Source organism: Paenibacillus etheri (assembly GCF_001012825.1).
GTDB lineage: Bacteria > Bacillota > Bacilli > Paenibacillales > Paenibacillaceae > Paenibacillus_AQ > Paenibacillus_AQ etheri.
In genome coordinates, this window is record NZ_LCZJ02000037.1 from 225168 (window position 1) to 236815 (window position 11648).

Genomic DNA, 11648 nt, shown 5'->3' on the forward strand with positions numbered 1-11648 from the left:
TCGCCTTATACCCATCCTATCTGCAGATTGTAAACTGAAGTTAAACGCGCCGATCAGACAGTAGTGCCTTGTGACTTCCCATTCTGCGGAAATTAGTACCGACCAAAATAATGACCGTTTCACTTAGCGTTTGTACCACCTACGCCCGCGCTCACGCATTTTTTGTCGCTTATCGTCTCAAACATAAATAAAACCCAAAAAAATGTAAAAAAGTAAAAAAGGGTGTTTGTATCCCTTTTCAACACGTGTTACAGTGATAGAAGGGCCTACTATTGGCCACTCTACTCCATGCAAGATATTTAGTGAGAAAGGAGTGAACCATTTGCGAAAAGGCGTTATTCCATCTTCTATCACGTCTTTAAAATGGTTCAATTTTTTTGTATATGGAACCATGGTCCTCTTCACCAGCTTCTTTCAACTATACCTGCTGGATGTAGGGATGACCAAATTAGAGATTGGCGCCATATTCTCTGTTGGAGCTTTAGTATCCATAATTGCGAATCCATTCTGGGCGTTCTGGACAAATCGTTCTCAGAATATACGCCGTATCATTTTGGTTATGTTAATCGGAATGTTAGTGTTATCCCAATCCATGTTTCGAGCAAATACATATGAGACGATCTACAATTCCATTATTTTATTTTATTTCTTCCAAGGACCGCTATTTGCTCAGAGCAACACGATGATTCTCAGCTATATTGACGGAACGCATCATCGTTTCCGTTCGTTCCGGCTTTGGGGTTCATTGGGGTGGGCGATAATTGCAATTATCGCTGGTTTTATCCTTGATTGGGCGAATGTATCTATCTTGTCCTATCTGTTTACAGCGTTACTATTTGCATCCATATTATCCATTCTTGTAATGCCTAAACTTAACCATACCATCGTGATGGCTCCGATGTCGTTTAAGGGCCTAAGCAAGGTGATTTTCAATCCCTTTTTCTTATGTTTTTTGTTATTTGGTATTCTGGTTTCCATACCGAACACAATGAACACCACATTCATATCCTTGTATATTACGGATCTGGGCGGTTCTAAAAAAATGATTGGTTTAGCCGTATTCCTCTCTTCCATATTGGAGGTAGGCGTATTTGTTCTCTGTGACCGACTACTGAAACGTAAAATCTCTGTTCTACTCGGTTGGCTTGCATTGGTCAGCGGTTTGTTTGTTCTGCGCTGGTGGTTTATGGCTGATGCGACTACTGCCCTTCAAGTAGCGCTCATTCAGATTCTACACTGCATAACATTCGGCGGCTTCTTCTATGTAGGTACCCAATTGACAATGCTCCTGATTCCACGACCTTACCGGTCTTCCGGACAAGCACTCTACACGCTAAGCTGGAGCGGTATAGCGGGTATCTTTGGAGGTCTTCTCGGAGGTTGGATGTATCAGAATCTGGGCGCACAAAGCATGTATCAGGCAGGTGTCTTCTTGACGCTGTTTGGAACAGTCGGTTTTGGCTTTATGTGGCTCTTTGTTAGCCGTGGAGGCTATCGTCCCCCAACAGAGGAAGAGGAAGAGCTATCCGATATCGAAATTTTATAGACTAGGCTATAAAAAAGAGGCTCAGGCGCCCCCTTTGGGACGCTTGAGCCTCTTTCATTATAATAAGCTTGATCGAGTTAAGTGTTAGCCTTGCTTAGGAGGCTGAAATGAACTCTTCAGTGAAACGATAAGATTGAAGACGAGATGCCCAGGCGCCGAATATTTGCTATCCACATTGAAATAGCCGTGACGGAAGAACTGGAATTTATCTTGAGCCACGCTATCCTTAAGTGCAGGTTCTACAAACCCTTGTAAGATTTCAATGGACTTAGGATTAAGCTGATCTAAGAAGCTAGGCTCCGATTTCTCTACCGAGGAATCCAAACCTTCAACTTCCACAGCCTCATCCGCTTCTTCAGCAGAAATCAGAGGCTCGTATAAACGGAATTCCGCAGGAACCGCTTGGCTAGCTTCAACCCAGTGCAAAGTACCTTTTACCTTGCGTCCTGTAAATCCGCTGCCACTCTTCGTTTCTGGATCATAAGTACAATGCAGCTCCACTACCTCGCCATTCTCATCCTTAATCACTTCATTACATTTGATGAAGTAAGCATGCTTCAGACGAACTTCATTACCAGGAAACAACCGGAAATATTTGTTCGGCGGATTCTCCATAAAGTCATCACGTTCCACATAAATCTCACGCGAAAACGGAATTTGGCGTACGCCCATTTCCTCATTCTCTGTATTATTCTCCGCTTCAAGCCATTCTGTTTGACCTTCTGGATAATTGGTGATAACAACCTTAAGTGGTCGTAACACAGCCATTGTACGCGGTACAGTTAGCTTAAGATCCTCACGGATAAAGTGTTCCAGCATTTGCAGGTCCACCAGACCCTGACTCTTCGAGATACCCGCTTCATACACGAATTTACGAATCGCTTCCGGCGTATATCCTCTACGGCGTAGACCAGAAATCGTAGGCATCCGCGGATCATCCCAACCATCCACATGCCCTTCGTCTACAAGCAGCTTCAGCTTACGCTTACTAGTCATCGTTTGAGCCAAATTCAGACGACCAAATTCATATTGATGAGGGACAGCTGGCATCTCACATTCAGCTACAACCCAATCGTAAAATGGGCGTTGATCTTCGAATTCAAGCGAACAAAGGGAGTGAGTGACCCCTTCAATAGCATCTTCTAGCGGATGAGCGAATGTGTACATTGGATAGATACACCATTTATCACCTGTGTTATGGTGATGTGCATGTGTAATACGATAAATGACTGGATCACGCAGATTAATGTTCGGGGAACTCATATCAATCTTGGCGCGAAGGACCTTCTCACCGTCCTTGAATTCACCTGCACGCATACGCCGGAACAGATCCAAATTCTCTTCGATACTACGATCGCGATGTGGACTGTTCTTCCCTGGCTCTGTCAACGTTCCCCGCAATTGGCGAATTTCATCCGCACTGAGGTCATCGACATAGGCTTTGCCCTTTGTAATTAATAATTCAGCACGTTTGTACATTTCCTCAAAATAATCAGATGCAAAACGTAACTCTTCCCATTCATAACCGAGCCACTTTACATCTTCCTGAATCGAGTTCACATACTCCATATCCTCTTTGGCCGGATTCGTGTCGTCAAATCTTAGGTTGGTCTTGCCACCGAACTCGTCCGCCAGTGTAAAGTTAATCCAGATCGCCTTGGCATGTCCGATATGTAAATAACCGTTCGGCTCCGGCGGAAAGCGTGTGACAACTTCCTTTACTTTACCTGTACGGAGGTCTTCGGTAATAACATTTTTAATAAAATTGGAGGGGGTAGTACGGTTCTCCACAGCTATCAACCTTTCATTCTGTAGTGTTACACTACTTCTTGTATAAACATGTTTCCTACTAATATACCCGTTAACTCTAGATTGTTCAATAAAAGGGGGCACAAGGCAAGGATCATTTTTTAGCGTCTTTAGACCTTTTGACTTCTCTGCGGGCGATAGAGTAGCATGATAATCATAAGAAATAATCCATAATCATACATAAGGCCTTGTGCCGAAAAGGAGGCAACCACTTGTTTAATTATGTCATCGATGAAGAGCTAATGTTAAAGCCCCTCATGCCTGAGCATGCTAAGCACATATTCGCGTTAGTGGAGCGCTCGCGGGAACGACTTAGGCAATGGCTTCCTTGGGTGGATGCCGTTACGGAACAGGATCACAGCCTTAATTTCATCAAAAATGCTATAAAACAAGGCACCGAAAATGGCGCCTTCACCGCCGGACTCTGGGTACGTGGCGAGTTAGCTGGTGTCATTGGGTATCACCAGATTGACTGGCATAACCGATCTGTTGGGATCGGATACTGGCTTGGTGAAGGATATGAAGGCAAAGGTTATATGACCAGTGCCTGTCGGGTTCTAGTGGATTATGCACTACTGGAGATGGAGCTGCAACGTGTAGAAATTCGCTGTGCGACCGGAAATGTTTCCAGCCGGGCGATCCCAGAACGGCTGGGTTTTATCCTTGAGGGTGTGATTAGACAAGCAGAGAAACTGCCTGATGGCTACGTGAATCACGCAGTATACGGTTTATTACGTAGTGAATGGCAACTACTCGGCTAAGCTACATAAGTAAAGTAAACACACAAACCGAAATAAACCTGGCAGTCATATGCCTCCAGGTTTATTTGGCTTGTAGATAGAGTCTAACTCTCCGGCAGAGCCAGCTGTTTACGAAACTTGTTCCGAACTACGGCAGAAAGAGTATCTAGCTCAGCAAGCTCTGCCAATGCAGCTTCCTCTTGCAGGCCTACCTGCATTAAATGCAGAACATGCGCTACGGACGCACCTCCAGCTCCATTTTCTTTTTTGATAATGATATCTCCGGTGGAAATCTTTCCTTCACGAAGCACACGCAAGTAAAATCCGCTATATCTAGTGTCCAGCACTTGTGCTGGAAGATCTGCCGGGCCGTGTTTTTGTGATATTTTGAAGCAAGGATAACGTGGCTGGCTGACCTGCAGCACAGTGGTGCCTATTTCATACACATCACCTATGCACACATCAGTCTCCAATAAGCCGGCAGTTGTTATATTTTCTCCGAAGGCAGAGTATTCCAGCTTCTTCCCAAGCTGCTTCTCCCAGTACGAATAATGCTCGATGGGGTAGGCACAAACTGCCTTATCAGGGCCCCCGTGATGTTTCAGATCCGCCTGACCATCTCCGACAAAACCATGGGTATGTAGCTGAACCGATCCTTCTACAGGCATTTTATAAATTCCAGTCTCCAGAGGTTTCCCCCGATAATCCACTGTTACCGGACGCCCCACATTAAGCGAGATGATCTCCACTTCCTTTTCCTCCTGTCAGCATGCAGCTCATAAATATTTCATCCACATAACGTCCCCCAAGATAAAACTCCTCCCGCAGACGTCCCTCTTCCACAAATCCGCATTTACGATAAAAAGAAAGCGCTGATTCATTACAGGATAATACGCGTAGACGAAGCTTGCGAATGGCATTGTCTGCGGCATGTTCCTTAATGGTCTCTATGAGCTGCCGGCCAATACCTAAACGTTGATAATCCGGATGAACAGCAATATTGACCTCGCACACATGCCTGTTACTCTCCATTCGACTAGGACAGCCAAACCCAACATATCCGCATAACTTGTCATCCTTTAGCGCTACAAGCTGCGATCCCGGGGGAGCATTCAGCAGATAATCCTCCTGGGAACGCCACATTAATGGCCCCGGGCTAGTGTCCTCCGTCCAGATCATATGGTCCAGATGAATCAGTTCCCGTACGTCTTTAATCTCCGAGAACCTTATTATAAGCCTATCCCTGTTGCTTAGTTTCATAAAGATGTACACCCCTTGCCTTGCACCTCTATAGAATTCACAGCAGATCATTTGAATCCACTATGCTCAACTATCCTATTGACCGCTCCAGTGAATTTCCTCGGCGGTTGATATACGCATGAACGATAAAGAATCCTACGGACAGCAGTGCCATCGCACATGCCAACCATGCGGTAGGCGCTAAGCCTCCACTATCGTATAACCTACCCATTAAGTATGGCCCAATCACCCTGCCGACTGCCCCCATGCCTCCACTTAGCCCTAAATAGAAGGGAGCACTGCGACCAGCATGATCCGAAATAAAGGAAGGCATGGCCGGAGATATCAGCATTTCCCCAAGCGTAGCGAGTACCATTCCAAGCACTAGACCTGAATAAGTCGGCATCCATAAAAGAACAGCATACCCACCCAAATAAAATAGCGCACTTACTGTCATTTGCGCCGTTGAGGTAGAGGCAAACCAGCGTTTAATTACTGTTACGAGCGGCTGAGCCGCAAAGATGAGAATACCGTTCAGCGTCCAGAGAAAACCATAAGTCTTCTTAGGCCAGCCCTCTGAAATAATGAACGGAGATACCCCTGTATTCCAGATAGAGTTCCCTAACAGTAGGAACATCGAGGCAATACCCATATAAAGATAAATTCGTGTATGCCCCATTAGCTTCCAGGTGGATTGTTTGTCAGGACCTGCCTTCTGGTGTTCTGCGACCTCCTGTGAAGAATCTCCTCCGACTTTCTGGAGATATACAAAAAAGAATACCGCAAATACCGCTGAGGTTACGCCGTTCATCACAAAGCTGAGCATATAAGAAATATCGGCCAAAAAACCACTTAACGCCGTACCCAGTGCTACACCAATATTATTGGCGACATAAATAACATTAAACAGCTCTCCGCGCTGCTTCGTAAAACGAAAGCCGATAAACGCCTGAATCGCAGGTAATGACAGTGAATTAAAGAGCCCTACCAGTCCCATCGCGACCATAAATAACGTCCAATTGTTACTTGCTGCCGGCAAAGTGAACAGTGCAAGTGCATTCATGCCCAGCGCTCCAACAATCAGCCGGTTAACGCCTACCTTATGATAGAGTGAGCCCCCGAGTAGTTGACCCACGATCCCTCCAACTGATTGAATAAGAATCACTAATCCAGCATCCGACATGCTGCGTCCAAGCTCATCAAAAACATACATTGTAACCAGTGGCCACATCAGTGCACTACCCGTTGCGTTAATTAAGCTGGCAATTAAAAATATCTTAACTTCTTTAGGATAATTCTGTAAAAACTTCATAAGTAGTGTACATCCCCTGTAATATATGTGTCATTATTCCATCCAGTATTATCCCAAAACAGGGTTCAGAGCAAGCAGACGCATTGACGTGCTATCGTGATAAAGTCACTGTATACTTTATCTCTTATTTAAGTCTAACTTCTACCGTAGCTGAGAAAAAAGATAGCACCGTTCCCATGTCACTGAGCGAACATACCGCTGGAAATACCCCGTCTTCCTTAAGGTTCAGGTCCGCGCTCCTCCATGTTCTACTATCTATTTATATTTTATAGTTGCTGTTGTCGTCCGTAAAGCAAACAAAACAAAACGATGTGATTCGTTCTTGCAAAGTAGGGGTAATAGAGCCTAGAAACACTCCCCCTTCTAAAATTCGCCGTGCATCCGAATTCGTTCCCCCGAGCTCGGATACATCACGGCGAATTTTATTTGTCTATACAGCAAAAAGCACCCCTCGACTATTCAAAGGAGCGCTCTATAAGATAGGTTTAGGCGTGTTTCTTTACACCGCCACCGGCCATGCTGTCCACGGATTGAATAGATGCAGGCACTTTACGCAGGTAAGCCATCCAATAAGCTGCCGCAACAAAGATCGCACCGCCCGTCAAGTTCCCTAGCCATACCGGAACAAAATTATTGAAGTACTCTCCCCATGAAAAATATCCTTCGAAAATAGCAGCCGGAATTAAGAACATGTTAGCTACAACGTGCTGGAAGCCGATAGCTACAAAAGCCATCGTCGGGAACCAGATGCCGAGAATTTTACCGCTGAAATTATCTGCTCCATAGGAGAGCCATACCGCCAAAGCTACGAGCCAGTTACAACCGATACCGGAAACAAATGCCGGCAAGAAGCCTGCTTCAAGCTTATGTCCTGCCATCTCCACTAATTTTTCCAAATACACACCGTCAGAGGTTAAACCAACCACATGACCGAAAAAGTAAGCTACAAACAAAGCTCCCGCTAGATTGCTCAAGGTAATCAATACGAGATTCTTAACAACTTCCCAGAAAGATATCTTCTTCGCCATAAAAGCAAGCGGCACAGCCATCATATTGCCTGTCAGTAGTTCTCCCCCTGCAAGCAGTACTAGAATCAATCCAACAGGGAAGACTGCTGCCCCAATAAAGTTAGCGATAGAACCCCATTCATGCGGTGCGCCAGCAATGACGCGAATATCCAGTAAAAATCCGAGCGCGATAAACGCTCCTCCCAGAAAGCCCAGAATTAGTACGGTGCTTAAAGGATTATGCGCCTTTTTTATGCCGTTCTCGACCGTGACTGCGGCAATCTGCTGCGGTTTACTATAAGCCATGATTCCTATCCCCTTCATCTATTTACTTAAAATTTGTTCCTTTACGACCATTGTAGCGTGTCATAAAATACATTAACGTGATAATTATCACTTAATGAAAAACTAAGTGAAACTTTTCACTGACATGTCAAATTTAACGAAGCGCATACCTAATTACAATTGTAAGAATAGGCTCCATATTATTTTAAAGGTAGATAGTACCAGCTTCAATCACAAAAAAACCGAAACCATGTATGGCTCCGGTTCACTCAATTGTTCATATGAATTACATTAAACGGTTACTGCCTCTTTACTTGGCACAGATGTCGGTAGCGCTTCAAGGCCTACTGTGTTCAGGAAATTCCAAGGCTTGTTGTAATGAGGTTGGAAGAAGAAATCGATAAAGGCAAGCTGATCGATTGTCATTTTGTTTTGAATACATACAGATACCGTGTTGATCGATTGCGTGAGATCCGTCTTAGACATGATTTGCGCTCCGAGAATGCGGCGTGTGGCACGTTCAAATACAACTTTTAATTGAACTTGCTCGAAGGTTGGCATAAATTCTGGACGGTAGTTGTCAATAATCATGGTAGTCTCTACGTCCATTCCTTCAGCCTTAGCCCCTTCTTCAGTAAGACCGGTAGCAGCGATATTATCTTCATAAATCTTAATGCCCGAAGTTCCTTGAGTACCCATATAAGGAATCGATTCTGTCACTAAGTTACGTGCGACCAAGGTGCCCATCCGCACGGCATTGGTTGCCAGTGGAATATAAGCGTGCTTCCCTGTAGGGTTGTAATGAATCGCGCAGCTGTCACCAGCAGCATACACATCTGGGCAACTAGTCTGCATATAATCATTGACAAGAATTGCGCCATTAGGCAGCATATCCACTTGACCTTTTAACAATTCAGTATTCGGACGGAAGCCGATGCAGAGAATAACAAGATCCGTCTCATGTTCCCCTTCGCTTGTGATCACCTTGGTAACTTTACCACCTTCGCCAGCAAAAGAACTAACCTTCTCATTCAGTGCTAATTTAATTCCATGATCCTTAAAGGATTGTTCGATCGGTGCAGTGAACTCTGGGTCCAAGTATTTATTTAGTATGCGATCTTCACCATCAATCAGCGTAACTTGCTTTCCATTCATTTGGAAGGCTTCCACTAATTCAACGCCGATATATCCAGCGCCTACGACCGTGATTTTATTCGCTTGTTTAGCTTTTTCTATAATGGTGTTGGAATGATCATAGTTCTTACAAAGCAAGACACCTTCCAGCTCAAGTCCTTCGAGCTTCGGCACAATCGGCCATGATCCAGTTGTCATAATCAGCTTATCGTAGGTATCGCCAAACTCTTGTCCGGTTGCCAAATTACGAACACGCAGCGTTTTGGACTTCGTATCCACTGCGGTCACTTCATGACGCATATTCGTCTTAACGCCAAGATCTGCAAGCTTCTCTGGGGAAGAATAGAACAACCCGTGTGGGTCTTTGACCACTCCACCTACATATAAAGCAATACCACAGGATAAGAAAGAAATATTATCATTACGCTCATACACCGTAATCTCGGCTTCCGGGTAAAGCTTAGCAGTATTTACAATTGCGGCAGTTCCGGCATGGGTACATCCAATGACAGCTACTTTCATTATTTTCTTCCTCCTTCAAATGGACAACCTGGTTATATATTCGAATTGCTTGACTGACCAAATTAGATATCTGATCACCGATGAGTTAATTGTGATTTATTTCACTTTATTAACTGATAATATTGTGATATTTATCACATTACAAGTCTTTTCGCCTATATTCTCAGATTGTTCACAATTTTAAGCGTTTTCCGTCACTGCTGCCGATTGCGACCTCGTTAGCTTTGCCATGCGCGTAAGACATTATGTTTCTGCTCCCTCAGGATATACTTTCTTATAACGAGCAAAAAAGGCTTCCCCCTAATCCAACAGGGAAAAGCCTGATTATAAACCGAATTTACACCAAACCGTGAATCACGCCATCCTCATCCATCCATAGTGCCTCAGCAGCTGGTTTAGCCGGTAGACCTGGCATCGTAACGATATTGCCCGTAATCACTACAGCAAACCCTGCACCGAGCGAAAGGGTGATATCACGTATACCTACCGTGAACCCTTTAGGAGCGCCAAGCAATCTAGGCTGATCTGAGAAGGAATAAGGCGTCTTCGCCATACATACTTGAAGATTATTTAACCCAAGGCGCTCAATCACTGCTAGGCTGCGTTTGGCCGCAGGGGAAAAGTTAACCTCCGCACCACGGTAAACTTCGCGCACAATCTTGGTGATTTTGGAAGAGATATCGAGTTCATTCTCATACAAAGGTGCAAAACGCTCAGTGTCGCTATGATCCAGAAGCTTCTTTAGTTCCGAAGCCAACTCTTGTCCGCCCGCACTACCTTCTGCCCATACCTTGGATATTGCCGCAGGAACGTTCAATCGGCGACAAGCCTCCACAACATCATTAATCTCTTCTGGGCTGTCGCCTTCAAAATGATTAATGGCAACAAGAACAGGTACCCCAAATTTGCCGAGATTTTCTACATGACGCTCCAAATTAGACAATCCAGAGTTCAGCGCCGACCGGTTCTCAATTTGGAGCTCATTCTTAGGTACACCACCGTTATATTTCAAGGATTTCACCGTCACGACAAGCACTGCCGCCGAAGGGGCTAGACCGGCTTGTCGGCATTTGATATCCATGAATTTCTCAGCACCAAGATCCGCTCCAAAGCCTGCTTCCGTAACAACAACATCTCCCAGCTTGAGTGCATAACGAGTACCGATAACACTGCTGCAGCCATGGGCGATATTTGCAAATGGACCACCGTGTACAATAACAGGTGTGCCCTCCAAGGTCTGCACCAGATTAGGCTTAACCGCTTCCTTCAACAGCGCCGCCATCGCTTCAACTGCCCCTATTTGTTCGGCCGTTACAGGCTGCCCCTCTTGGTCATATCCAATCAAAATGCGGTTTATACGCTTTTTGAGATCACTCAGATTATCGCATAGACATAACACAGCCATAATCTCAGAAGCTGTCGTAATCTGAAATCCACTTTCCCGTACGGCTCCATTTCCATCTCCGAGCCCTGTCACGATATTCCGCAGACTGCGATCGTTCATATCCATCACGCGTTTCCAAACGATACGCTGTGGATCAAGTCCCAGCTCATTGCCTTGGAAGATATGATTGTCAATCATCGCCGACAATAGATTATGCGCAGAAGTTACTGCATGAATATCACCCGTAAAGTGCAAATTAATCTCATCTGCTGGAACGATCTGCGACTTGCCACCACCCGTGGCGCCGCCCTTCATGCCCAAGCATGGTCCGAGGGATGGTTCGCGTAAGGCCGCCACGGTTTTTACCCCTGCTGCGTTCAGTGCCTGTGCCAGCCCAATGGTTGTTAAGGTTTTCCCTTCGCCAGCAGGGGTCGGATTCACCGCAGTGACCAATACCAGCTTGCCATCTGGCTTGTTCTTCATGTCCTCCCATAAGGACGGTGAAAGTTTACTTTTATATTTTCCGTATAGTTCCAGATGCTCTTCGTCAATTCCCGCTTGTGCTGCGACCTCTGTAATTAACTTCATGCTTGTATAGAACCCTCCTGCCGTTATTATCCTGCTGTATTCCACGCTTTATGCATATCTTGCATGGGCATTACATTCTCTT

The 11648-nt window shown here is 45.2% G+C and carries 9 protein-coding genes; 2 read left to right on the forward strand and 7 right to left on the reverse strand.

Annotated elements, in window-relative coordinates; all coding sequences use genetic code 11:
- The first annotated feature begins 313 nt into the window (after positions 1-313).
- The gene (locus tag UQ64_RS24535; RefSeq protein ID WP_425339617.1) at positions 314-1546 is read left to right on the forward strand and encodes an MFS transporter; all 1233 of its coding nucleotides are present in this window, start codon (positions 314-316) and stop codon (positions 1544-1546) included.
- Positions 1547-1630: 84 nt separating this feature from the next.
- On the opposite strand, the gene UQ64_RS24540 is transcribed toward UQ64_RS24535, so the two are convergent.
- Positions 1631-3337 (reverse strand): glutamine--tRNA ligase/YqeY domain fusion protein, encoded by a 1707-nt coding sequence (locus tag UQ64_RS24540; protein ID WP_060625999.1) that lies wholly within the window; start codon positions 3335-3337, stop codon positions 1631-1633.
- A gap of 230 nt (positions 3338-3567) precedes the next feature.
- Between UQ64_RS24540 and UQ64_RS24545 the strand changes: the two genes are divergently transcribed.
- Positions 3568-4116, forward strand: a complete 549-nt coding sequence (locus UQ64_RS24545) for a GNAT family N-acetyltransferase (protein WP_060626000.1) — start codon at positions 3568-3570, stop codon at positions 4114-4116.
- A gap of 83 nt (positions 4117-4199) precedes the next feature.
- On the opposite strand, the gene UQ64_RS24550 is transcribed toward UQ64_RS24545, so the two are convergent.
- The 6 genes from UQ64_RS24550 to UQ64_RS24575 form a co-directional block, all read right to left on the reverse strand.
- Positions 4200-4844, reverse strand: a complete 645-nt coding sequence (locus UQ64_RS24550) for an MOSC domain-containing protein (protein ID WP_060626001.1) — start codon at positions 4842-4844, stop codon at positions 4200-4202.
- Positions 4825-5355, reverse strand: a complete 531-nt coding sequence (locus tag UQ64_RS24555; RefSeq protein ID WP_060626002.1) for a GNAT family N-acetyltransferase — start codon at positions 5353-5355, stop codon at positions 4825-4827. Before UQ64_RS24555 ends, UQ64_RS24550 begins: the two co-directional genes overlap by 20 nt.
- A gap of 70 nt (positions 5356-5425) precedes the next feature.
- Positions 5426-6646: an MFS transporter gene (locus UQ64_RS24560; protein WP_060626003.1), complete on the reverse strand. Its 1221-nt coding sequence runs from the start codon at positions 6644-6646 to the stop codon at positions 5426-5428.
- A 485-nt stretch (positions 6647-7131) separates the two neighbouring features.
- Positions 7132-7959, reverse strand: coding sequence for a formate/nitrite transporter family protein (locus tag UQ64_RS24565; RefSeq protein ID WP_060626004.1), 828 nt, complete (start codon positions 7957-7959; stop codon positions 7132-7134).
- Positions 7960-8229: 270 nt separating this feature from the next.
- On the reverse strand, positions 8230-9594 hold the full coding sequence (locus UQ64_RS24570) for an FAD-dependent oxidoreductase (RefSeq protein WP_060626005.1): 1365 nt from the start codon (positions 9592-9594) through the stop codon (positions 8230-8232).
- A gap of 337 nt (positions 9595-9931) precedes the next feature.
- The gene (locus UQ64_RS24575; protein ID WP_060626006.1) at positions 9932-11566 is read right to left on the reverse strand and encodes a formate--tetrahydrofolate ligase; all 1635 of its coding nucleotides are present in this window, start codon (positions 11564-11566) and stop codon (positions 9932-9934) included.
- Positions 11567-11648: the final 82 nt, after the last annotated feature.

Excerpts from the sequence above, each read along its gene's own strand:
- UQ64_RS24565 (WP_060626004.1), bottom strand. The coding sequence starts at position 7,959 with ATGGCTTATAGTAAACCGCAGCAGATTGCCGCAGTCACGGTCGAGAAC.
- UQ64_RS24560 (WP_060626003.1), bottom strand. The coding sequence starts at position 6,646 with ATGAAGTTTTTACAGAATTATCCTAAAGAAGTTAAGATATTTTTAATT.
- UQ64_RS24575 (WP_060626006.1), bottom strand. The coding sequence starts at position 11,566 with ATGAAGTTAATTACAGAGGTCGCAGCACAAGCGGGAATTGACGAAGAG.
- UQ64_RS24555 (WP_060626002.1), bottom strand. The coding sequence starts at position 5,355 with ATGAAACTAAGCAACAGGGATAGGCTTATAATAAGGTTCTCGGAGATT.
- UQ64_RS24570 (WP_060626005.1), bottom strand. The coding sequence starts at position 9,594 with ATGAAAGTAGCTGTCATTGGATGTACCCATGCCGGAACTGCCGCAATT.